The organism is Flavobacterium sp. AJR (assembly GCF_002156885.1).
Taxonomy (GTDB): Bacteria; Bacteroidota; Bacteroidia; order Flavobacteriales; family Flavobacteriaceae; genus Flavobacterium.
In genome coordinates this window covers 1-24,773 of the sequence record NZ_NCWQ01000015.1, presented here as the reverse complement: position 1 = coordinate 24,773, position 24,773 = coordinate 1, and the positions used below count along the sequence as shown (strand labels likewise).

Annotated in this window: 21 protein-coding genes; 4 read left to right on the top strand and 17 right to left on the bottom strand. The window is 32.6% G+C overall.

Annotated features, from left to right (window positions below; translation table 11 throughout):
- Positions 1-14: 14 nt before the first annotated feature.
- The 5 genes from mrdA to purH all read right to left on the bottom strand — a co-directional run bounded on the left by mrdA (position 15) and on the right by purH (position 6,004).
- Positions 15-1,967, bottom strand: a complete 1,953-nt coding sequence (gene mrdA, locus B8T70_RS05420) for a penicillin-binding protein 2 (RefSeq protein WP_039112498.1) — start codon at positions 1,965-1,967, stop codon at positions 15-17.
- A complete protein-coding gene (locus tag B8T70_RS05415; protein WP_082001792.1) occupies positions 1,964-2,470 on the bottom strand; it encodes a rod shape-determining protein MreD in 507 nt (168 codons plus the stop codon). Before B8T70_RS05415 ends, mrdA begins: the two co-directional genes overlap by 4 nt.
- Complete coding sequence (mreC, locus tag B8T70_RS05410; protein WP_039112497.1) at positions 2,463-3,287, bottom strand: rod shape-determining protein MreC; 825 nt, start codon at positions 3,285-3,287, stop codon at positions 2,463-2,465. Before mreC ends, B8T70_RS05415 begins: the two co-directional genes overlap by 8 nt.
- Before the next feature lie 107 nt (positions 3,288-3,394).
- Positions 3,395-4,423, bottom strand: coding sequence for a rod shape-determining protein (locus tag B8T70_RS05405; protein WP_007804822.1), 1,029 nt, complete (start codon positions 4,421-4,423; stop codon positions 3,395-3,397).
- 54 nt (positions 4,424-4,477) lie between these two features.
- The gene (purH, locus tag B8T70_RS05400; protein ID WP_086894182.1) at positions 4,478-6,004 is read right to left on the bottom strand and encodes a bifunctional phosphoribosylaminoimidazolecarboxamide formyltransferase/IMP cyclohydrolase; all 1,527 of its coding nucleotides are present in this window, start codon (positions 6,002-6,004) and stop codon (positions 4,478-4,480) included.
- Positions 6,005-6,169: 165 nt separating this feature from the next.
- Between purH and B8T70_RS05395 the strand changes: the two genes are divergently transcribed.
- Positions 6,170-7,420 (top strand): ABC transporter permease, encoded by a 1,251-nt coding sequence (locus B8T70_RS05395; RefSeq protein ID WP_039112495.1) that lies wholly within the window; start codon positions 6,170-6,172, stop codon positions 7,418-7,420.
- A gap of 377 nt (positions 7,421-7,797) precedes the next feature.
- Here B8T70_RS05395 and B8T70_RS05390 read toward each other — a convergent pair whose 3' ends face one another.
- The 4 genes from B8T70_RS05390 to B8T70_RS05375 form a co-directional block, all read right to left on the bottom strand.
- A complete protein-coding gene (locus B8T70_RS05390) occupies positions 7,798-8,412 on the bottom strand; it encodes a hypothetical protein (RefSeq protein ID WP_086894181.1) in 615 nt (204 codons plus the stop codon).
- Positions 8,413-8,494: 82 nt separating this feature from the next.
- On the bottom strand, positions 8,495-9,349 hold the full coding sequence (accD, locus tag B8T70_RS05385) for an acetyl-CoA carboxylase, carboxyltransferase subunit beta (RefSeq protein ID WP_035621709.1): 855 nt from the start codon (positions 9,347-9,349) through the stop codon (positions 8,495-8,497).
- Between the two features lie 124 nt (positions 9,350-9,473).
- Positions 9,474-10,541, bottom strand: coding sequence for a class II fructose-bisphosphate aldolase (fbaA, locus tag B8T70_RS05380; protein ID WP_039116962.1), 1,068 nt, complete (start codon positions 10,539-10,541; stop codon positions 9,474-9,476).
- Between the two features lie 59 nt (positions 10,542-10,600).
- Complete coding sequence (locus B8T70_RS05375) at positions 10,601-13,159, bottom strand: BamA/TamA family outer membrane protein (RefSeq protein WP_086894180.1); 2,559 nt, start codon at positions 13,157-13,159, stop codon at positions 10,601-10,603.
- Positions 13,160-13,196: 37 nt separating this feature from the next.
- Between B8T70_RS05375 and B8T70_RS05370 the strand changes: the two genes are divergently transcribed.
- A complete protein-coding gene (locus tag B8T70_RS05370; RefSeq protein ID WP_039116889.1) occupies positions 13,197-13,925 on the top strand; it encodes an RNA methyltransferase in 729 nt (242 codons plus the stop codon).
- A 10-nt stretch (positions 13,926-13,935) separates the two neighbouring features.
- On the opposite strand, the gene B8T70_RS05365 is transcribed toward B8T70_RS05370, so the two are convergent.
- From B8T70_RS05365 to B8T70_RS05325, 8 genes are all read right to left on the bottom strand, one after another.
- A complete protein-coding gene (locus B8T70_RS05365) occupies positions 13,936-14,655 on the bottom strand; it encodes a porin family protein (protein WP_086894179.1) in 720 nt (239 codons plus the stop codon).
- A gap of 1 nt (position 14,656) precedes the next feature.
- Positions 14,657-15,388: a bifunctional demethylmenaquinone methyltransferase/2-methoxy-6-polyprenyl-1,4-benzoquinol methylase UbiE gene (gene ubiE, locus B8T70_RS05360; RefSeq protein ID WP_039112491.1), complete on the bottom strand. Its 732-nt coding sequence runs from the start codon at positions 15,386-15,388 to the stop codon at positions 14,657-14,659.
- 578 nt (positions 15,389-15,966) lie between these two features.
- Positions 15,967-16,449, bottom strand: coding sequence for a dihydrofolate reductase (locus B8T70_RS05350; RefSeq protein ID WP_086894178.1), 483 nt, complete (start codon positions 16,447-16,449; stop codon positions 15,967-15,969).
- 11 nt (positions 16,450-16,460) lie between these two features.
- A complete protein-coding gene (locus tag B8T70_RS05345) occupies positions 16,461-16,799 on the bottom strand; it encodes a 2TM domain-containing protein (protein ID WP_039112489.1) in 339 nt (112 codons plus the stop codon).
- A gap of 165 nt (positions 16,800-16,964) precedes the next feature.
- Positions 16,965-17,816: a thymidylate synthase gene (locus B8T70_RS05340; RefSeq protein ID WP_039112488.1), complete on the bottom strand. Its 852-nt coding sequence runs from the start codon at positions 17,814-17,816 to the stop codon at positions 16,965-16,967.
- A 70-nt stretch (positions 17,817-17,886) separates the two neighbouring features.
- Positions 17,887-18,516 (bottom strand): bifunctional nuclease family protein, encoded by a 630-nt coding sequence (locus B8T70_RS05335; protein WP_039112487.1) that lies wholly within the window; start codon positions 18,514-18,516, stop codon positions 17,887-17,889.
- A 166-nt stretch (positions 18,517-18,682) separates the two neighbouring features.
- Positions 18,683-19,651 (bottom strand): electron transfer flavoprotein subunit alpha/FixB family protein, encoded by a 969-nt coding sequence (locus B8T70_RS05330; RefSeq protein ID WP_086894177.1) that lies wholly within the window; start codon positions 19,649-19,651, stop codon positions 18,683-18,685.
- 76 nt (positions 19,652-19,727) lie between these two features.
- Positions 19,728-20,474: an electron transfer flavoprotein subunit beta/FixA family protein gene (locus B8T70_RS05325; protein ID WP_086894176.1), complete on the bottom strand. Its 747-nt coding sequence runs from the start codon at positions 20,472-20,474 to the stop codon at positions 19,728-19,730.
- A gap of 474 nt (positions 20,475-20,948) precedes the next feature.
- On the opposite strand from B8T70_RS05325, the gene B8T70_RS05320 reads away from it, so the two are divergent.
- Positions 20,949-21,929 (top strand): pyruvate dehydrogenase complex E1 component subunit beta, encoded by a 981-nt coding sequence (locus tag B8T70_RS05320; RefSeq protein WP_086894175.1) that lies wholly within the window; start codon positions 20,949-20,951, stop codon positions 21,927-21,929.
- Positions 21,930-21,992: 63 nt separating this feature from the next.
- Positions 21,993-24,494, top strand: coding sequence for a DUF5686 and carboxypeptidase-like regulatory domain-containing protein (locus B8T70_RS05315; protein WP_086894174.1), 2,502 nt, complete (start codon positions 21,993-21,995; stop codon positions 24,492-24,494).
- Positions 24,495-24,773 lie beyond the last annotated feature (279 nt).

Below are 24,773 nucleotides of genomic sequence, written 5' to 3'. Positions count from 1 at the left end.
AATGAATCTCTTTATTAGTTTTTTTGAGTTGTATCTACTTTTGTTGTTTTAACTTCTTTAGGTTTAGGCTTGTTCATTTTTGCTCTCATAACAGAATCTTTAGGTGTAGTTTCTATTAAACTAGCTTCAGTCATTCCTCCTAATTTTGCATATTGGTCTTTCAAGCTTGTGTTTAGAATGCGAATTTCTAAATCGTTTCTTGTGATTTTTTTACGAAGGTATTTCTCAATCATTAAACTGGCTATAGGTCCTGCAATTGTTGCTCCAAATCCTCCGTTTTCGATCATTACTGCTATCGCAATTTTCGGATTGTCTTTTGGTGCAAATGCCACAAATATAGAATGGTCTTTAAGTTGTGTTCTTTTGCCATTGATTTTAGCAAAATTCTCAGCAGTACCCGTTTTTCCACAAATGTCAATCCCTTCAACACGTAACCTACTAGCAGTTCCTAGGTTGTAAACATCAAATAATCCGCTGATTATAGGAGGGAAATATTTTTTGTCTATCGTAGTTTCGTGTTTAGTCGTGAATTTAGGGTCTATTTTTTCTCCCTCAATTTTTTTAATGATATGAGGTGTGTAGTAATGACCTTGATTGGCTATTGTAGCCATCATATTTGCTAACTGAATTGGTGTCATTAAAACTTCACCTTGACCTATCGAGTTGGATACAATTGTTGTACTTCTCCAGCCTCCGTTAGGATAAATTTTCTTATATGTTTTAGAGGTTGGTATATTTCCTTTTTTACCTGTTGGTAAATCATATCCCATAAACTGACCTAGACCAAAGCTTTTTACGTGGTTGCTCCATATGTCAACTGCGTAAGCAGGATTGTTGTATTTGTTTATGGTAAGCATGTAAGTCTGGGCGAAATAAGTATTACATGAATTGTAAATACCATTATGTAACTGTTGGTTTGGTGCGTGGCTATGACATTTCATAAAACGACCTCTTCCATAACTGAATCCATGGTGACAAAAAAACGTCGTGTTTTCGTTTATTACTTGTTCCTGTAAACCAATTAAACCTGTTAGGATTTTAAATGGTGAACCTGGAGGATATTCGGCTAATAATCCACGATCGTATAATGGTTTTGCAATTGAATCATGATACAATAAAGTATAGTTTTTAGAACGTTGTCTACCAACTAAAATACCAGGATCATAAGATGGGGCAGTAACTAAAGCTAAGATTTCGCCAGTTTTAGGTTCTAAAGCTACAATCCCACCACGTTTGTTAATCATTAACTCTTCTCCGTATTTTTGAAGTTCAGCATCAATCGTTAGGTTGATGTCTTCTCCTTGTACGGCGATTGTGTCATATTTTCCGTCTTTATAGGAACCTATTTCTCTATTGTATTTGTCTTTTTGAATATATTTTACACCTTTAATTCCGCGTAAAACATCTTCATAGCTTTCTTCTACACCTTGTTTCCCAATTAAATCTCCACTGTTGTAATAAGGGTTTTTGGAAACTAATTTTTCATTTACCTGAGTAATAAAACCAAAAATGTTAGCGCCATAATCGACTTCATAATCACGTAACGATCTTTTTTGGAAATAGAAACCTTCAAATTTTCTGATTTTCTCTTGAAAAGCAGCAAATTCACTTTTGTTTAACTGTGCTAAAAATACAGATGGTAATCGAGGGCTATATACTTTAGCCTTCTCGATTTTTTTTATAAAATCTTCTTTGGTAACATTCAAGAGTTGACAAAATTCTAAGGTATCTATGTTTTTTATCTCTCTAGGGATAACCATGATATCATAAGATGCCTGATTAGCAACTAATAATTTACCGTATCTATCGTATATATAACCTCTTTCGGGATAGTCGTATTTTATCTTTATAGCATTATTCTCTGATTTAAGTTTAAAAGAATCGTCTATAATTTGTAAATAGAATATGCGAATTACTAGCAAAGATGCTGCAATGATTATTAAAGAGGGCAGCAGAACTTTTCTCATCTTCTGTTGGGCTTAATAAGATATATTATTATGATACAGGTTATAATGGTAAATATGGTACTGAATAATGTACGAAGTAAAACATCTAAAATGAAGTTAAACTGGAAAGCCTCCAATGTAAACAGTATTATATGATGTAATAATACCGATACTAATAAAAACGAGAATCGTTCAGGGGTTAAAGAATCGTTTAATTTTATAGTTTGGTATTCGTAACTCAATCCAAATGAAAATTTAAATATATAAGGTCTGTAATAGGCAAGAATTAAACAAGCTGTTGCGTGTATTCCTCCCGAATTACAAAACATATCCATTACAAGGCCGAGTAAAAAGCTAGATACTATAAGACCAGATTTGTTTCCGTTTACAGGAAATAATATGATATAAAGTATGTAAGGAAACGGACTTATATAGCCAAGGAAGTTCATGTTATTAAAAATAATAATCTGAACTGCCAATAGCAGGATAAATCGAGAAATATTGATTAACAACGCGCTATTCATCTTTTTCTCTTTTTTCTAATTTAATAAGCTCTTCTCTATCTCTACTTTTGATAATATATACATGTCCTAAATTTGTCATGTCATTAAATAATTTGACATTGATTGTATAATAATTTGTTTCCTTAGATGTGTATATATTCTCTACAGTACCAATTCCAATATTTTCAGGGAAAATTACCGATTGACCACCAGTTACAATAGTGTCTCCTTTACGTACAGAAGCCAGTCTGGGAACATCTATTAACTGAACAAAACCAGTGCTTTTTCCATTCCAGATTAAAGAACCAAAATGATTTGATTTCTTTATTTTGGCATTAATCTGTGATTTGATATTAAGAATACTTACAACAGTAGCGTATCTTGGCGATGTATTATCTACAATACCTATGATTCCTAAACTATTGATTACTCCCATATCAGGTTTAACTCCTTCATTAGAACCAGAGTTTATAGTAATGTAGTTTTCATGTACATTATAAGAGTTATGTATCACTTTCGAAACGATAATATCGGCAGGTTTAACGCCTTTAATGCTGTCTGGAAGAGGTAATTTGGTAGTGTCTTCTGCATTAAATAAAAGACTTTTTAGTCTTGCGTTTTCAAGAACCAATTCGTCGTTTTCTTTTCTTAAATTCAAATATTCATTTACGCTGTTTATTTTTTCGTAAACACCACCGCTCAAGAAATTAGCAGAACTAATAACTCTACTTTTATGAAAAGAATGAGATTGAATGGAGAGACCCAACGAAATACCTAAAAGCAGCAAAAACAGTAACCGATTACTGTTTCTTATAATAAAATTAAATATCTGCTGCATTTCTTGCTTGGTTATTTTGTTTCAGGATATGCTTTAAGTTTCAAAATTCCTTCAGAGCTAAGTTTTATAAATTTTAGCTCTGAGGAAATATATAATAATTGTTTATCTTATTTGATTAAGATACTTTTAAATTTTGCAATGTTTTTAAGTGCCATTCCAGTTCCACGAACTACTGCTCTTAATGGATCTTCAGCAATGTAAACAGGTAAATCTGTTTTTTGCGAAATTCTTTTATCAAGACCTCTTAACATAGATCCTCCACCTGCAAGATAAATACCTGTATTGTAAATATCGGCTGCTAATTCTGGAGGTGTTTGAGATAATGTTTCCATTACAGCATCTTCAATTCGTTGAATTGATTTGTCTAATGCTTTAGCAATTTCACGGTAAGAAACATCTACTTGTTTTGGTTTACCAGTAAGTAAATCTCTACCTTGAACTGACATATCTTCTGGAGGTCCATCTAAATCTTCGATAGCGGCTCCAATTTGAATTTTTATTTTTTCAGCAGTACTTTCTCCAACAAATAAGTTGTGTTGTGTACGCATGTAATAAACGATATCATTTGTAAATACATCACCAGCAATTTTTACTGATTTGTCACATACAATTCCACCTAATGCAATTACTGCAATTTCAGTTGTTCCACCACCGATATCAACAATCATGTTTCCTTTTGGTTGCATAATATCGATACCAATACCAATTGCCGCAGCCATTGGTTCGTGAATCAAATAAACTTCTTTACCATTTACTCTTTCGCACGATTCTTTTACTGCACGCATCTCTACTTCAGTAATTCCAGAAGGAATACATACCACCATACGTAATGCAGGAGTAAACATTCTCTTTTTTAATGCAGGAATACTTTTGATGAACATATTGATCATTTTCTCAGAAGCATCAAAGTCGGCGATAACCCCGTCTTTAAGTGGCCTTATGGTCTTTATGTTTTCATGGGTTTTACCTTGCATCATATTGGCTTCCTTACCAACAGCAATGATTTTGCCTGATATTCTATCACGTGCCACGATTGAAGGACTGTCAATAACGACTTTATCATTATGTATGATTAAAGTGTTTGCGGTACCAAGGTCTATCGCAATATCCTCGGTCATGAAATCAAAAAATCCCATAAGTTTTTTAGGGGTTTAAAAGTTATAAATTAGTAACGCACAAAGTTAAACAAATTAATGTTTAAAATGACGCGTTCCTGTAAATACCATTGCAACTTTATTTTCATTGCAATAATTTATGCTTAATTCGTCTTTTATTGATCCACCTGGCTGAATTACAGCTGTAATTCCTGCTTTTTTGGCTAATTCTACACAATCCGGAAAAGGGAAAAATGCGTCACTTGCCATCGAAGCTCCATTTAAATCAAATCCAAATGCTTTTGCTTTGTCAATTGCTTGAACCAAAGCGTCTACTCGAGAGGTTTGTCCCGTTCCAGATGAAATTAAAGTTCCGTTTTTTGCAAATACGATTGTATTCGATTTTGTGTTCTTACAAATCTTTGAAGCGAATATTAAATCTTCTACTTCTTGCTCTGTAGGTGCAGTAATTGTAACGGTTCTTAAATGCGCTTTATTGTCGGTAATATTATTTTTATCTTGAACTAAAAGCCCGTTTAGACATGTTCTCACTTGTCTTGTAGGTAATTCTACCTCATTTTGAACCAATATAATTCTGTTTTTCTTTTCTTCTAAAACTGTAATTGCTTCATTGTCATAACTTGGAGCGATTACTACTTCGCAAAATAATTTATTTATTTCTTGAGCTGTAGCTAAATCAATTTTTGTGTTAGAAATTAAAACTCCACCAAATGCAGATGTTGGATCGCAAGCCAAAGCTGCTAAATAAGCCTCGTTAATGTTTTTTCTTGTAGCTAAACCACAAGCGTTATTGTGTTTTAAAATTGCAAACGTAGGTCCGTCAGTTTTAAATTCTGCAATTAAGTTTACAGCAGCATCTACATCAAGTAAGTTGTTGTACGATAATTCTTTTCCGTGTAGTTTTTTGAACATTGCGTCAAAATCTCCAAAGAAAAATCCTTTTTGATGTGGGTTTTCACCATATCGTAACACTTGTCCGTCAGCAATACTTTCTTTGTAAATAGTATCGTCAGTATTAAAATAGTTGAAAATTGCAGTATCATAATGAGATGAAACATGAAATGCTTTTGTAGCAAGTAATCTTCTGTTCTCAAGAGTTGTTGCTCCGTTTTGTTCTGTAATTAAATCCAACAATAAGCTGTACTCATTTACCGAAGCTACAATAGTAGTGTCTTTAAAGTTTTTTGCAGCAGCACGGATTAATGAAATTCCACCAATATCAATTTTCTCGATAATATCTGTTTCACTAGCTCCAGAAGCAACTGTTTTTTCGAATGGGTATAAATCAACAATTACTAAATCAATTTGAGGAATGTCAAATTCCTTCATTTGTTGTACATCACTTTCGTTATCTTGACGGTTTAAGATTCCACCAAAAATTTTCGGGTGTAAAGTCTTAACTCGTCCACCAAGAATTTCAGGAAAAGAAGTTATGTCTTCTACAGGAACTACAGGAATTCCTAAGTTTTTAATAAAATCTTCCGTTCCTCCAGTAGAGTAAAATGTTACTTTTTGTTCGTGTAGTTTTCTTACAATTGGTTCAAGCCCATCTTTGGAAAAGACTGAAATTAATGCCGATTGAATAGTTTTTGTTGTGCTCATTGTGTAGTTATAATTATGAAGGTGCAAAAATAGTTTTTTTTTGATTATAAAAATCATCATTTTATGTAACATTCTCTTAAAAAATCCTACCTATGAGTAAGTGAATTTTTATTAGGTTTTTGACTAAAATTTATTGAATTTTACTTTAATGTAAATTTAAAATCTATGCTGCTTTATCTTCGATTATTAAAAGAAAGTTTTGGTTTTGCGATGAATGCCTTACGTAGTAACAAACTAAGAACGTTGTTGTCTTTGTTGGGAGTTACCATTGGTATTTTTTCAATCATCGCAGTACTCGCAGCTGTAGATTCTTTGAATAGAAAAATTACTAAGGATTTAAGTAGCTTAGATAAAAATACGATTTATTTAATGAAGTTTCCTTTTGGTCCATCAGATATTCCGCAATGGAAAAGAGAACAATTTCCAAACGTAAAATATGATGAATATACTTATCTGAAAAATTCTCTTACAAATACAAACCAGGTAGGATATCAGCTTTTTGTTAAGCGTGAAAGTTTAAAATACGATTCTAAAACAGTTAGTGATGTAAATGTAGTTCCAGTTTCGTATGAATTTATGGAAATCGAAGGTTTGGATTTTGAGAAAGGTCGTTTTTATAACGAATCAGAATCAAATTCTGGAACACCAGTTATAGTTTTAGGACATGATATAGCCGAAGGTCTTTTTGGAGACGAAGAACCTATCGGGAAAAATATTCGTTTGTACGGGCAACGTTTCACTGTTATAGGTGTCGTGAAAAAGCAAGGAGCAGGTTTGTTTGGAGATAGTAATGATACATCGGTATTTTTTCCAGCAAATTTTTTACGTCGTATGTATGGTGATAATAATGATGGGATGACTCCGGTAATTGTATTGAAGCCTGAAAAAGGAATTGATATGGATGCATATAAAGCCGAAGTGTCTCAGAAATTAAGAGCCGTTAGAGGTTTGAAAGCAGGACAAATCGATAATTTCTTTGTTAATGTGTTTTCAGGGTTTACAGATTTTATAGATGGAATTATCGGACAGATGAATATGATGGGTTGGATAATAAGCGGATTCTCTCTTCTTGTTGGTGGTTTCGGGATTGCAAATATTATGTTTGTTTCTGTAAAAGAACGAACGAATCTTATTGGAATTCAGAAGTCTTTGGGGGCAAAAAATAGATTTATCATGTTTCAGTTTTTGTTTGAGGCAATTATTCTTTCAGTAATTGGCGGAGCAATCGGGTTAATTCTGGTTTGGTTAATTTCTGTGATTCTTACCAAAGCACTCGATTTTGAGTTTGTACTCGGAATGGGTAATATTCTTCTGGGAACTGGGCTTGCAGCATTAATTGGATTAATCGCTGGGATTCTTCCTGCAATATCTGCTTCCAAATTAGATCCTGTTGAAGCTATTAGAACAGGAATGTAGGTTTTTTTGAGGTTCTGAGGTTCAGAGGAACAAAGACATAAAGGTTTTCTGTAGAGACGCACCGCAGTGCGTCTACGCAATATTGGTTTGTTATAGTAATCCTAAACTTGTTTTTCTTTCTGACGCAGGAAGAACCTTCGTGAGTAGCTCGATAATTTAAAATCAAGTTAGTGTTAGTTTCTTGTGGAGATCCTTAGTTCCTCAGGGTGACAAGATTGGAGAGAAAGGAGTAGAAGTTTAAGTCCGTAGTGTCTCTACGCAATATAGGTCTGTAATAATATAATCAGATGTCAGATTGAGACGAAGTCTCCCATCTTTGTACTCATACCAATAGGTTATTTATCATCGTGTTGCGGTAAAGTTGAATGATTGTAGTTTTAGTCTTTGATTTTGTAATTAGGGAATTTGATTTTTGTTTTGTCCCAGTTTATAGAATCAGAATAATAATATTTATCGTTCTTTTTGTACTTCAGTACAGTGTCTTCTTCTTGTGTTGTTCTCCTGATATGATATGCTTGTAAATGGCTATTTTTTATGAAATTTAAAAAGTAGGTATTTGTAATAGTGTCCCTTTGGGATGCAATTATTAAAATTTGTCTTCTTTTTTCTTTTGTTATGATGTTTTCCGAGATGAAATCACTCAAGCTTTTTTGTGGAATCTTTATAATATCCTCAGTCTTTAAGTTTATAAAATGGGGTAGTGTGTCATTCTCTTGTCCATAGTTACATAGGATTTGAATGTATTCTCTTTGGTAATAGAGGAAATTCCCTTTGTTGTCAATGATAAGTTGGTTTTCTCCATAATAAAATCCTTTTGAGTTTGGGAGTACTATTTTACTTTCATTATTTTTTAATGAGTCGGTATATTTTTGGAGTTTAATATCTTCTTTCGAAATTATATAAGTGATGTTTTTTGCAACAGTCTTTTCTTCTTTCTTGGTACAATTAAAAAGGAATAAGCAAGTAATAAAACTGATAAAAGCGCTTTTCATATATTAGTATTTGAAATAAAGATATAAAAAAATCCCATTTGCCGTAGCGAATGGGATTTTGGTATTTTTAGAAGTTTGTAAACTATCTAATTGTATTGTTTTGAATCAAATCGATATACAAGTTTATCTTGTCTTTCAATTCTTTTCTAGGCGTTATAAAGTCTAAAAAGCCATGTTCTAAAAGGAATTCAGCAGTTTGGAAACCTTCAGGTAAATCTTTTCCTGTAGTATCTCTTACAACTCTTGGTCCTGCAAATCCAATTAAAGCACCAGGCTCAGAAATATTAATATCTCCTAACATAGCATAAGAAGCAGTTGTTCCTCCTGTTGTAGGGTCTGTACATAACGAAATGTATGGTAATCCAGCTTCGGCAAGTTGGGCAAGTTTAACAGATGTTTTGGCTAACTGCATCAAAGAGTAAGCTGCTTCCATCATACGTGCTCCACCAGATTTAGATATCATTACAAATGGTAATTTGTTTTTGATAGCATGATTAATTCCTCTAGCAATTTTTTCACCTACTACAGCTCCCATAGATCCACCAATAAAGGCAAAGTCCATACAGCAAATAACAAGTTCTTTTCCTTTAGATTTTCCCACTCCTGTACGCACAGCGTCTTTTAAGTGAGTTTTCTCCATTACATCTTTTAATCTTTCTGCATATTTTTTTGTATCCACAAAATGCAAAGGATCTTTAGATGTCATGTTTTTATCTAATTCAACAAACTCGTTGTTATCAAATAAAATCTCAAAATAGATTGCGCTTCCAATTCTAACATGGAAATCATCTTCTGGGCTCACAAATAAGTTACGAGCCAACTCATCAGCATCAATAATTTTTCCAGTTGGAGATTTGTACCAAAGTCCTTTTGGGACATCCATTTTGTCTTCGGTAGCAGTTGTAATCCCTTTTTCGTGTCTTTTAAACCAAGCCATTTTTTTTAATTTAGAATGTAGTCCCGATAGTTATCGGGATTAAAGTTTAGATTTTTCAATCTGATTCAAAATTTAGATTTCAGGCTTTTTAGAAGTCCGAAATCTAAATTACGAAATCTAAAATTTAAAGTGTATTTACGTTATTCAAGTCAGCAAAAGCTTGCTCAAGTCTTGTATTGAATGTTACTTCGCTTTCACGTACCCATTTTCTTGGGTCATAATATTTTTTGTTAGGAACATCAGCGCCTTCTGGGTTACCAATTTGTGTTTTTAAATAGTCAATGTTTTTAACCATATAATCACGAATCCCTTCAGTATATGCAAATTGTAAATCTGTATCAATGTTCATTTTGATAACACCGTATCCAATAGCTTCTCTAATTTCTTCAAGTGTAGAACCTGAACCTCCGTGGAAAACGAAATCTACTGGGTTATGACCAGTTTTGAATTTGTCTTGAACGAAATCTTGAGAATTTTTTAAGATTTTTGGAGTTAATTTTACGTTTCCTGGTTTGTAAACACCGTGAACGTTTCCAAAAGCTGCTGCAATTGTAAATTTAGGACTTACTTTAGATAATTCTTCGTAAGCATAAGCTACTTCTTCTGGTTGAGTATATAATTTAGAGCTATCAACATCAGAGTTGTCAACACCGTCTTCTTCACCACCTGTAATACCAAGCTCGATTTCAAGAGTCATTCCCATTTTGCTCATTCTAGCTAAATAGCCTTTACAAATTTCGATGTTTTCTTCGATTGGCTCTTCAGATAAGTCAATCATATGAGAACTGAATAAAGGTTTTCCTGTTTCTGCAAAATGTTTTTCAGAAGCATCTAGTAAACCATCAATCCAAGGTAATAATTTTTTTGCGCAGTGGTCAGTATGTAAAATTACTGTTGCACCGTAAGCTTCTGCTAAAGTATGAATGTGTTTTGCTCCAGCGATTCCACCAGCAATTGCTGATTTTTCGTTAGCATTAGATAATCCTTTTCCAGCGTTAAATTGTGCTCCACCGTTAGAAAATTGAATAATAACTGGCGCATTCAGTTTTGCTGCAGTTTCAAGAACTCCATTGATTGTACTTGATCCAGTAACGTTTACTGCAGGAAGTGCAAATCCTTTTTCTTTTGCATAATTAAAAATCTCTTGAACTTGATCCCCTGTTGCTACTCCTGGTTTAATATTGTGTGCCATTGTAATTCTTTTTAGTTGTTTTTTAGTTTTTAGGTTGCAAAAATAAGAATTAATTAGCATTAGAAAGGATAATTTATTCCAAAATTTAAAACTGAGTGTCCGAAATTGTAATCTCTGAACCAGCGTTTGTTCATTTCGTAAGCAGGATTATAGGTTTTAAATCCTAAGTCAAAACGGATTACGAAAAAACTCAAATCATAGCGAAACCCTATTCCTGTTCCTAGTGCGATGTCTTTAAGGTCGCTTAAGTTCTTAAATGTTGCTTTTTCATCCGTTACATTATCTAGTACATTCCAGATATTTCCTGCATCTGCAAAAATAGCTCCTTTTAACTTCCCTAAAATCTTATATCTAAATTCACCGCTAATAGCGATTTTCATATTGGCTTCATTAAAATCATTAACAGCTCCTGTGCTTCCTGGTCCTAGTGAATAGGGTTGCCAGGCTCTATTGTCATTTGAACCTCCAGAATAGTAACTTCTTGAAAAAGGTACATAATCTGAATTACCAAAAGGAACAGCAATTCCAAAAAACGTTCGTACAGCAATTACTTTTTCTTTAGATAAATCCCAGTGTTTAATGTAGTCAAATTCGGTCTTTAAATATTCTGAATATTCTAAATTGAAAATTTCATAGTTCCCATTTGCATTTTTTTGCAAACTAGCAGCTTGAGAGATTAGAGAAAGTAATGATCCGGCAGTTTCGATTTTTGCTTTAAAAAGATAAAAAGTATTATCTAATAAATCTTTTTTTGTCGTTTTTGTGAATGTGTAATTAGATGCTAAGATAAAATCATTTTCCGTAAGTCTAATCCTTCTTTCTTCGATGCTTTCTACCGATTGATAATCATCACTAGAAACAGGAATTGTTTTGTCTAATACCTCTTTTGTAAAACCTGATGTGCCCTCGTCTATTACTAAATCATTATTATCGTCAACAAATAGAGGCTTGTCGTTATAAGTGTATTCTTGTGAAATATCATTTAAAGCATTGTAAGAGGAACGATATACTCTGTAGTAATTTTGCGGATTTAAATTTCGCACATATTGTATGTTCAAAAGATCGACACGTGCAGTGTTATTTCTTTTTGGAGTCCAGTTATAGGTAAATGCACCCGTAAAATTTTCTTTATCAAGACCAATGTTACGCTGTTTTGCAAAACCAGCAGTCATTACCGTAGACGGAATCATACTTTTTGGAATGATTTTTTCAGTTCCAAAAGGCATTAATATTCTAGGTACATTCAGTTTAATATCAACCCCATATTCAGAAGCATTAAAGAAAGTTCCGTTTGGATTTGCTAAATCTTGTGAAGAACCAACATTAACACGACCAGCTATTTCTAGTGTTTCGGCACGATTAAAAACATTTCGAATTGTTTCAGAAAGACTAAATCCAATTCCGAAATCCTGAATATTCGAGTGTGTAACATCCAATGTCGTTTGGAAACTATATTTTTTTCTAGGAGTTAAGTATATCTTGGCGATTAAAGATTGTGCAGTCGAATCTCTTTTGTCGACTTCATAATGAATAGACGGATAATTAAATATCTTTAAATTGTTTAAATATCGGGTTGTAAGAGTTGTTTTATAATCAGCAAATGTGCTTCCTTTGGTAATAAAGATAGCATCGGTTATAGCGTAAGGCCTATATTTTAATTTCTTGTAACTGTATAAATTAAAGTTTTTATAGGTAGTACTATCTTTAATTTCTAATTTGGCATTTGCAGCAGAATAGTCTGTGTATATGTTAACGTCGCTAATTTTGTAGATTTTAAAAGGCATAGTTCTACTAGAATCTTTGTCTTGATAACTATAATCTTTTATGATTAAATCGATATTAGCTTTGTTCTTTTTATTTATCGTGTCAATATTATAGGTAACATTGTTAGATTGAAAATAATATACACCGTGATTTCTAAAGTAAGTTGTTATACGGTTTTTTTCATCCTCTAAATCACTTGTTTTGTATTGATTTCCAGATTTTAATACTGTGTTTTCAATGCTTTTGTTATATAAAGAATCTACATCAGGAGATGATATGTTAGTACTGATAGTATCTAAGAGAAATGGTTGTCCTGTTGTAATATTGTAACGAATCTTGGCTTTTTTTGCGGCTACACTATCAATTGTAAAAGCAGTTTTTACATTAAAATAACCATTGTGAAAATAATGATATTTTAAACGCGTAGCTGATTTTTTTACCTTGCTAGTATCAATAATTACTGGCGGCTCACCAGTTGTTTTAAAAAACTCATTTATTCCTTTATATAAGAAAGATTGTCCTAATCGGTCTACCTGTTTTGCAGATAATAATTTTGATAATCTTTCATATCTTTTAGGATTACTTTTATATTTTGCCTGAAAAGTTGAATCTGGATTTGGATTGGCTAAGTTGTATAAGTTTAAGCGCAACTTGTATCCACCAATAAGCGTACTGTTAGGTTTTTGGTACAATTGGTTGGACACGCTTTCGTCATTAATAGGCTTGTCATTTACTATAATTTCATTCTTTGTAAGAAGCTTTTTGCCGTTAGGAACTCTTTTTACAGAATTACAAGCTGAAATAAATATTGCTATTAGAATAAATGCTGCTATTTTTGTGGAATTCTTTCTCAAGTGTTCTAAAATATTTAATTCAAAAGTACATTATTTTATGGTTAGTAAAAACCAAATCAAGCTTATATCGGGTTTACTTCAAAAAAAACAGCGTTTTGCTAATCAATTGTTTTTTGCCGAAGGGGTAAAAGTAATTCAAGAATTGTTGCAATCCAACTTTGAACTGGAACACCTATATACTACTCAAAACGATTTTGAGACTGTTTTAGTCTCTAAGAAAACGTTAATTAGTGCACAAGAATTAAAAAAAATAAGTGCATTATCAACTCCTAACTCTTGTTTGGCAGTTTTTAAAATTCCTGCCGATAAAAAAATAATAGAATCTGGTTTAATCTTAGCTCTTGATGACATTCGTGATCCAGGAAACTTAGGGACTATTTTACGTCTTTGTGATTGGTTTGGAATTAAGCAATTGCTTTGTTCTAAAGAATCAGTAGATATTTATAATCCTAAAGTAGTTCAGGCTACAATGGGTTCAATTGCCAGGGTTAATGTAAATTATATTGATTTAAAAGCTTTTCTTGCTCAAACACCACTTCCTGTTTTTGGGACTTTTATGGACGGATCCAATATTTACCAAACAGCTTTACCCCAAGAAGGGATAATTATAATGGGCAATGAAGCCAACGGAATTTCCGACGAAATCGAAAAAACTATCAAAAACAGACTAACTATTCCTAGATTTGGGGAACTTCAAAAAACCGAAAGTTTAAATGTGGCTACTGCAACCGCAATTATACTTAGTGAGTTTAAACGAAATAGCTAGTTATATGTGTTTAATGAAAAGTAAAGTTAATTAAAATTGCTCTTGATTTTATAGATTCAATATTTCCTGTCCAAGGACTATTTGGGTCTTTGTCACGTATTAACTCGTCATTAATACCAAATGAACCCCTGATAGAAGGAGAGAATATAAAATACTCTGAAAAGAAATCTATACCAAAACCTAATTCATAATTCATAGTCCAGGCTTTTACCCTAAAGCGTTGCTCTAAGTTGTCGTCTATAGATTTTGCGTTACTAGATAAATTTAATGTTGTAGAAACTCCTCCAAGTAGGTAAGGACGTACGTTTCCGGTTCTTAGAGATGAAAATTTTAATAACAAAGGAAAATTGATGTAAGTGCTACTTACTTCTCTTAAATAATCTGTCTTCGAAGTTAATTCGGGATTAGGAAAGTATAAATCTCTCTTTGTGTAATATAACCCCGGTTCAAAACGAAGGTTGATATATTCCATTAATCTTAAATCGGCTACAACCCCAACATTAAATCCAGTTGTTTTTTTTACCTGAATGTCTTGGTTTATTTCTTCATACGATTTATAGTCTATTTTGAAATCATAACTATTAAATCCGAGGTAATACCCAAAATAAAGGCGTTGTTTTTGCCAGGTTTCCAAATTGATAATAGGATCTTTACTAAACATACTTTTAGTAAATTGACTATATCCTTTTGTAGTCAGGGCAAGTAAAATTAAGATTACAGTTTTTTTCATACTATTTTTTAGAAGCTGAATATATTGTTGCTACACCAAATGTTTGTGGCATAGCCACGACACTTATAAACCCAATTTTTCTTAAAATATTGTTTAAGACTTCTCCATGTGGAAATGCGGCAGCAGATTCTGACAAATATCCATAAGCTGAATTGTCTTTTGAAAACAATTTTCCTATTAACGGAAGTATATTTTTAGTGTAAAAAGAGTAGCCTTGACGGTATAGAGGTTTTTCTGGAACCGAGGTTTCAAGAATTACAAAAACACCATTAGGTTTTAAAACTCTTAAGATTTCTGATAATCCTTTTTCTAGATTTTCGAAATTTCTAACACCAAAAGCAACGGTAATTGCATCAAAATGATTGTCTCCAAAAGGTAAATTTTCAGAATCTCCTACAACCATGTCAATAGTTTGAGTAAGGTTTTTTGCTGCGATTTTCTTTTTTCCTACTTCAAGCATTCCTGAAGATATGTCTAAGCCAATAATTTTTTCGGCATTTGTCTGAGCCATCAAAATAGCTAAGTCGCCAGTTCCTGTTGCAATATCTAGAATTATCTTTGGTTTTTTGTCCGAAACTATTTTTAAAACTTTCTTACGCCATTTTATGTCAATACCAAATGAAATTACACGATTTAAGTTATCGTAATTTCCTGATATTGTATCAAACATTTGTTCTACTTGTTCTTTCTTGCCTAAGGCTGAATCTTTATAAGGTGTTATTTTCTCTGCCATTTTTTTTATTTGTACAAATATAATACAATCTGTATTAACTGTTATTCAGTTTCTTTAATTACGATATGAAATTATTTTTGGATCTGTGTTCTTATACCCACTTTTAATGATTTGTAAAAAATCACTAAAAGTGGGTATTGTAGGATCCTTATTTAATGTGGAAATTTACTTTGTAAAAATGTATATATTTTTTCAATGATTAATAGAGAATTAATGACCCAAATCAAATGGGTGCTACTTGCGCTTATCATCTCGTTTGTTCTAGTAAGTTGTTTTGAAAGTACTGTTTTTGAGAGCAGTATTCTTTTTAAAGCGCAAAATACGTTCTTAGGATTAAATTTGTTTTTGGAAATTTTAATTTTCTTTGTCTTTAGTACCTTCGTGGTATTTGGTATTAAAGGCTTTTTTGAGATGTACTCTCAAAAAATCTCAAATATTATAATATTCTTTTCTGGTGTATTTTTAATATTTGTAATTTTTATTTTATGTTATCAAATACTCTTTCTAGAGTAGGTCATTTCTCTAATCATTGTTTGCCAAAAAAAAGTCCCTCATTATTGAGGGACTTTTTTTTTGTGCTATTGTCTAACGTAGGTCTCGTAAGTGTAATCGTAAAGATGTTTTTCATCTCTGGTGTTGGGTTCAGCCTCTACGAGTTGCCATTCCTTTTTATTAATTTCTGGAAAAAAAGCATCGGCCTCAAAGCTATGATGTACTCTTGTAATTTCTAGAATATCTGCTAATGGCATTCCAAGATTGTAAATTTCTCCTCCGCCAATAATAAACGAATCATCATTTTCGGGACATTTTGCAATTGCTTCTTCTATGCTTTTTACAACAATACATCCTTCTGGTTGATAATCTTCTTGACGCGTTATTACAATATGAGTTCTGTTTGGTAATGGTTTAGGAAAACTTTCAAATGTTTTTCGTCCCATTATAATATGATGTCCAGTGGTAAGAGCTTTAAATCTTTTAAAATCATTTGATAAATGCCAAATCATTTCGTTATTTTTTCCAAGCGCATTGTTTTCGGCAACTGCCGCAATCATTATAATCATTTTGTTTCGAACTAAAGTTTGTTTTCGGTATTGTCATTTATGCTTGAGTCTAGCTGAGCTATTCTTTTTTGTTGTAATGCAACAAGTCGGTCAATTTGTTCTCTTTCCCAATTCTTATTCATGAAACGGTCGGTGATATATACTTTTATAAAGTGTAAAATAAAAATAAAACACCATGCGGTAATTATCCATAGGTACCAAGTTTGCCCATTTGAGACATTAAAAAACCGATTGGCAATAAATAAAAATAAACTTCCTAAAAGAAATAAGACAAAATGGAAATAAAGGGTTTTCTTTTGTTTGATTCTTCTTCTGGCGTATTCATACTGCTCGTGTAATTCCTTTTCCATGAGTAAAATATTAGATTATAAAGATAAAATTTATTTTGAAACAGGACTGTTTTGATAGTTGAATATTTATCCTGTAAGATATTTTGCTCTTGAAAGAGCATGGTTTGCATCTTTTGAGATAAAAAAAATCCGCTCGTTAAAGCGGATTGTTGTTATTTTGATGTTTTATACGGCAACACTACCTTTGATTCCTGCATGTGGTTCATAACCTACAAGGGTAAAATCATCATAATCAAAATCGAAAATGTTTTTTATATCTGGATTTAAAACCATTTTTGGTAATGGTTTTGGTTCACGTTTTAATTGTAATTCCAATTGTTCAAAATGGTTATTGTAAATGTGTGCATCTCCAAAAGTGTGGATGAATTCTCCAGCTTCGAGGTCGCAAACTTGTGCAATCATCATAGTTAATAAAGCATATGATGCAATATTAAATGGAACTCCTAAAAAGATATCGGCACTTCGTTGGTATAATTGGCAAGATAATTTTCCTTTAGTTTCGCCTTTTTCAAGGTCAGGACTTGCTACGTAAAACTGAAAAAAAGCATGACAAGGAGGTAAAGCCGCTTTGTTATTGGCTACATTTTCTTCAAATGATTTTTTTGTGTCTGGCAATACCGATGGATTCCAAGCAGAAACCAACATTCGGCGACTGTTTGGATTTGTTTTAAGTTCGGTAATCAGTTCCGAAATTTGGTCGATTTCTTCACTATTCCAATTACGCCATTGGTGTCCGTAAACAGGACCTAAATCTCCATTGCTGTCTGCCCAGGCATCCCAAATTTTAACTCCGTTTTCTTGTAGATATTTAATATTAGTATCTCCTTTTAAAAACCAGAGTAATTCGTATATGATAGATTTTAAGTGTAATTTTTTGGTAGTAACCATTGGGAAACCTTCACTTAAATCAAAACGCATTTGGTATCCAAAAACACTTTTTGTACCAGTTCCGGTTCTATCTCCTTTTTGACAACCGTTCTCAAGAACATGTTGTACTAAGTCTAAGTATTGTTTCATTTTTGGTTTATTCGTTTATTCGGTAAATTGTTTAATCGATTAAACGAATAAACAAATTCACAATTAAACATTAGGATTCTCTCTTCGAAATTTCATCACGAATCTTGGCTGCTTTTTCATAATCTTCCTGAAGAACAGCTTGCTCTAATAATTCGTTAAGTTCCTGAGTTGTGTGTTTAGAATAAGTTTCGCCAGATTGATTAGATTCTTCTTCGCGACCAAATGTTTCTGGATTAGAAAGAACATCATCAATTTCTTGAGAATCCTTATCGCTCTCCATAGAGTTTGACTTTAAATAAATTCCTGCCTTATCCAATATGTTTTTATAAGTAAATATTGGAGCATTAAAACGCAATGCCAATGCTATAGCATCAGAAGTTCTTGCGTCGATTATTTCTTCAATTTTATCTCTTTCGCAAATTAAGCTGGAATAGAATACTCCATCAACCAATTTGTGGATAATAACTTGCTTAACAACAATATCAAATCGTTCTGCAAAGTTTTTGAATAAATCATGTGTTAATGGGCGAGGTGGTTTTATCTCTTTTTCTAAAGCAATAGCAATTGATTGCGCTTCGAATGCACCAATTACAATTGGTAACTTTCGTTCGCCATCAACTTCATTCAAAATCAAAGCATAAGCGCCATTTTGAGTTTGACTGTATGAAATTCCTTTTATAGATAATTTAACTAAGCTCATAAGTTGCAGACGTAAAAGGTATTAATACCTCATTTTAATTAGAATTTTGTGTAAAAAATAAAAGTGCAATTTTAATCAAAAAATATGGAACAAAAAAGCTACCTAAAGCAAAGATACGATTATCTTATTTTTAGGTAGCATTATTTTAGTATAGAATTTTTAAAATCTATGAATGTTGCGCTTTGAATGCTTTTAATTTCTCAATTAACTTAGGTACAATTTCAAAAGCATCACCAACAACACCATAATCTGCTACTTTAAAGAAAGGAGCTTCTGGGTCATTATTGATTACTAATTTTACTTTTGATGAGTTAATACCAGCAATATGTTGGATAGCACCAGAAATTCCTATTGCAATATATAAGTTTGTTGCAACTGGTTTACCTGTTTGTCCTACGTGTTCGCTATGAGGTCTCCATCCTAAATCCGAAACTGGTTTAGAACATGCGGTTGCAGCACCAAGTACAGCAGCTAAATCTTCTACCAATCCCCAGTTTTCTGGTCCTTTTAATCCACGACCTCCAGAAACTACGATATCAGCATCTGCAATAGATACTTTTCCAGTAACTTTTTCTACAGATTCTACTTTTACTCCAAAGTCATTGTCACCAATTGTTGGATTAAAATCTTCTGCAGTTGCAGCACCAGCGCTTTCGTAAATACCATAAGAGTTTTTAGCAAGAGCTAATACTTTTACATCTGTACTGATTTCTGTAACATTGAAAGCTTTGTTAGAAAAAGCATTTCTTTTTACCTGAAAAGGGGATGTGCTTACAGGTAATCCTACCACATTTGATGCAAATCCAGCGTCTAAGCCAACTGCAACTAATGATGAAAGATAAATACTGTCTGTACTAGAAGATAGTAAAACTACTTTTGTACCTTCTTTTTGAGCTGCTTGTTTAATAACGTCAGCATAAGCTTTAGCAGTAAAACCTGCTAATTTATCGTTAGTTACTTTAAGAACTTTATCAACTCCGTATTTCGATAATTCGCTTACGTCGCTTGTGTTTATAGTTAATGCTGTAACAGTTGTTCCTAATGATTCGGCAATTTTTTTAGCGTATGAAGCTAATTCAAAAGCTACCTTTTTAAATTTTCCTTCTGCAGATTCTGCATATATTAATATTGACATGATTTTATTTGTTTAAAAGTTTAAAGTTTTAGGTTTAAAGTTATTGTAACTGAAAACGGTGACTAAAAACTGATTACTAGATTACTTTCGCCTCGTTGTGTAATAAATTAATTAACTCATCTAAATTGTCTGGAGAAACTAATTTTACTGCAGATTTTGGAGCTGGTTTTTCAAATTTAACCGCTTTAGTATTTACAGGAGCATCAACTGGTTCAAGAATTGCTAACGCTTTTGTTCTTGCAGTCATAATTCCTCTCATGTTCGGGATACGTAAATCTTTCTCTTCAACTAATCCTTTTTGACCACCAATAATTAATGGTAAAGATGTGCTTACAGTTTCTTTTCCACCGTCAATTTCACGAACCGCTTTTACGATAGTTCCGTCAACAGTTATATTTGTACAAGAGTTTAAAAAGTTATATCCTAAGATTCCAGAAATCATTCCAGGAACCATTCCGCCATTATAATCTAATGATTCTTTTCCTGCAATTACTAGATCGTAACCACCAGTTTTGATAACTTCTGCAAGTTGTTTTGCAACGAAGAAACCATCAGTTGGGTTTGCATTGATACGAATTGCTTCGTTTGCTCCAATTGCTAATGCTTTACGTAAAGTTGGTTCAGTGTCAGGACCTCCAACATTTACTACAGTAACTGTAGCGCCTTGTTGCTCCTGAAACCAAATTGCACGTGTTAGGCCAAATTCGTCGTTAGGATTAATTACATATTGTACGCCGTTGGTATCAAATTCTGAATCACCATTGGTAAAGTTGATTTTTGAAGTAGTATCAGGTACATGACTGATGCAAACTAATATTTTCATAAGTATATATTTTATTATTTCTAAATACGTTTCCACAAATTTAGAAATATAATCCGAATAATTTACTATGCATGCATAATATTTTAGAAAACTATTACGTTTTCGTAAAATGGGACTTGAATTTTGAATAATGTTGCTTTTTATGCCTGAAAAAGTGGTTATTAAGCAAATATTTATGACTTAAAAAGAATCAATAGTAAATGAAAAAATGAAATATCGGAGTCTTTTTTGCTGAATTTTATTTCCTTAAAATGGAATTTCTAATAAAATAAAAAATAAATAAGAAGGGTGTAACTATTTTATAGTGTAATATATCGATTTCGTAACTGGAAAATTTTGATTGTCAAAAGTTAAAGTTCTAGTAAAACATCCATATAGCAAGTACTTCTTGTTTTTTAAACTAAATTTATGCATTTAAGTAATTTAAAATATTTATTTTTGCTTTTCAGAAAATTACAACATACAATATAAAATATGAGAACAATACAATTTAGAGAGGCCATTTGCGAAGCGATGAGTGAAGAAATGCGTCACGATGAATCCATATATTTAATGGGCGAAGAAGTTGCAGAATACAACGGTGCATACAAAGCATCAAAAGGAATGCTTGCTGAGTTTGGCGAAAAAAGAGTAATTGATACTCCAATTGCAGAACTTGGATTTACTGGAATTGCAGTTGGATCTGCAATGAACGGTTGTCGTCCAATTGTAGAATATATGACTTTCAACTTCTGTTTAGTTGGTATTGATCAAATTATAAATAACGCTGCTAAAATGCGTCAGATGACAGGAGGACAATTTAATGTGCCTATCGTTTTTCGTGGACCAACTGCTTCAGCAGGTCAATTAGGAGCAACACACTCTCAAGCTTTAGAGAACTGGTTTGCAAATACACCAGGACTTAAAGTTGTAGTTCCATCTACTCCTTATGATGCAAAAGGACTTTTAAAATCAGCTATTCGTGATAATGACCCTGTAATCTTTATGGAGTCTGAGCAAATGTATGGTGATAAAGGAGAGGTTCCAGACGGAGAATATACAATTCCTTTAGGAGTTGCAGATATTAAACGTGAAGGAACTGATGTAACAATCGTATCTTTTGGAAAAATTATCAAAGAAGCATTTATTGCAGCAGATGAATTAGCTAAAGAAGGTATCTCTTGTGAGATTATCGATTTAAGAACAGTTCGTCCAATGGATAAAGATGCAATCTTAACTTCTGTTAAAAAAACAAACCGTTTAGTAATTCTTGAAGAGGCTTGGCCATTTGCAAGTATATCTTCTGAGATTACATATATCGTACAAGAACAAGCTTTTGATTTTCTTGATGCGCCAATACAACGTATTACAACTGCAGATACACCTGCACCTTACTCTCCTGTATTGCTTAAAGACTGGTTGCCAAATTCAGGTGATGTCATAAAAGCAGTTAAGAAGGTAATGTATAAAAAATAAGAAAATTAACAATACTAATAAAACTTCATCATTTTCTTATTTGATGAAGTTTTTTTTTGGATTATGAAAAGAATAATTGTACTCAGTCTATTTTTCTTATTCGCATTTGTGAATAGCATTTTTGCACAAACAAAAGTGAGTGGAATCGTCTTAGATAAATCCAATCAACCGATTCCGTTTGCAAACGTAGTTTTTAAAGGAACCAATATAGGGATTGTTTCTAATGAAGATGGACGTTTTTATTTAGAATCGGCAAACACTTATACTACAATAATTATTGCATCGGCAGGTTTTTCTGAAAAAGAAATTACTTTAGAGAAAGCAGTAAACTACAACTTTAAGGTAGTGCTGAACGAAGCCGAAAGTTTAAAAGAAGTAGTAATCTTTACTGGTAAAACTTCTAAAAAAAATAATCCTGCGCTTGACATCCTTAGAAAAATCTGGGAGCGAAAACGTAAAAACGGATTATACCAGTTTAAACAATACCAAATGGAGAAGTACGAAAAAGTGGAATTCGATATGAATACCATTGATAGTGCCTTCATGAAAAATAAGATTTTTAAAGGAATGGAATTCATCTTTAAACAGGTGGATACTTCTAAAATTACAGGAAAAACATATTTACCTATTTTTATAAATGAATCTTTGTATGATGTATATGGAGATAATAATATAAAGAAAGTAAAAGAGATAATAAAAGGAAGTAAGACTTCTGGGTTTAATAATAACCAGCAAATATTATCTTTTGTAAAAGACCTATATTCTGAATACAATATTTACGACAATCACCTTACATTCTTTGATAAAAGCTTTACAAGCCCATTATCTACAACAGGAATCGATGTGTATAACTATGTTTTAAAAGACAGTACATTTATCGATAACAAATGGTGTTATAATATCGTGTTTTATCCAAGACGTAAAAACGAATTAACTTTTAAAGGAGATTTTTGGGTAAATGATACCACATTTGCAATCAAGAAAATTAATATGGCAGTTACAAAAAGTGCCAATATTAACTGGGTAAAAGATATTTATATCGAGCAAGAATTTGATGTAGTAAGTGATTCGATCTTTCTTCTTACGAGAGATTATATGATGTCGGATTTTGCATTAAACAAAAAAGAAAGTTCAAAAGGTGTCTATGGAAAAAGAACGAGTTCTTATAGAGATCATAAATTTAATATATCAAAACCAGCAGCTTTTTATAAAGAAGAAGTTAACTATATAGATAACGAAGTTTATAATAGGCCTGATGAATATTGGGAAGAAAACCGATTTGAAAAACTGACAAAAGACGAGCAAGGTGTTTATAAAATGCTCGATACATTACAAACGGTCAAGAAGTTTAAGCAATTGTATAGCTTAGTTTCGATACTTGGTAGCGGATATGTAGAGTTTCCTAAGTTTGATTACGGACCAATATTCTCCACCTTTGGATATAACGAAGTCGAAGGAGTTCGTGTACGAGTAGGAGGAAGAACTTATTTTGGACCAAATGACCCGTGGCGATTACAAGCATATACCGCATATGGTTTTGAAGATAATAAGTTTAAATATGGAGTTTCGGGAAAATGGATGGTCGATAAAAAGAATCGTCTTATTATCTCGGGAGGAAACAGGCGCGATGTAGAGCAAATTGGAGCTAGTTTAACAACGACCAATGATGTTTTAGGTCGAAGTTTTGCTTCATCAGCATTGTTTACAACAGGAAGCAATGGGAAATTAACCAACATTAATTTAACCAATGTTGCTGCCGAAATCGAACCAATCAAGAACCTAACATTTCAGGTAGGATTATCATATCGTACATTAGAGTCAGCATCGCCAACTTTTAGTTTAGATTATTACACAACTTTGCCTACCGCTACAAATCCTGCGGGAGTTATAGAAAGTGAAGTAAAACAATCCGAAGCAAATATTCAGATAGAATACACTCCAAATCGTAAAACAATTGGTTTTGGGGTTGAAAGAAATAACGTTGACAGTCCGTTTAGTAGATTCTTTATTAATTACAGCCACGGATTTAAAGGCGTACTGAATAGTGATTTTAAATACGAAAAAGTTCAGTTGTATTACAAGCAACCTATAATTATTGGACCGCTTGGTCGTACAAACCTTATTTTGGAAACAGGAAAAACATTCGGAACAATTCCGTTAGGATTAATGAGTGTAATCCCTGGTAACCAGACTTACTTTACAATCGAGAATACATTTAGTAACCTGAATTTTTATGAGTTTGTAACCGATCAATACACGACTTTGCAATGGGATCATAATTTTGGCGGACGACTTTTTGCTCGAATTCCATTTATGCGTAAACTCAATTGGAGAGAAATTATTGGTGCCAAAGCAGTTTACGGAACAATCTCTGATGCTAATAGAGCAATCAATGCATCAGGCTTAATTTACAATGCACCCGAAAAAGTGTATTGGGAATACAGCGCGGGAATCGGAAATATCTTTAAAGTATTCCGTATCGATTTCTCTTGGAGAGGAAGTTATCTAAATACACCAGATGCTAATAAATTTGCAGTAAAAGGATCTTTCGGATTTTACTTCTAATATTAGATAAAAAAATAATCTCGTAAAAACGCCAAGTCACTAAGTTTAATTTCTTAAGACCTGGCGTTTTTGTATGATTAATAATTTGTTTCATGCAGATTAAGCAGATTTATTCTTTTTGCAGAGCTAATTAAAAGATCTCTTTAATCTGCCAAATCTGCGTGAAAAGAAAACTTTGCGAGATTTTTTTAATTAATTTTAGGAGCTATTCCCGCTATCCGTTTCAATCTTTTGTTTTTTAAAGGAAAAACAAAAGGATTTCCACTTCTATCGGGGCTA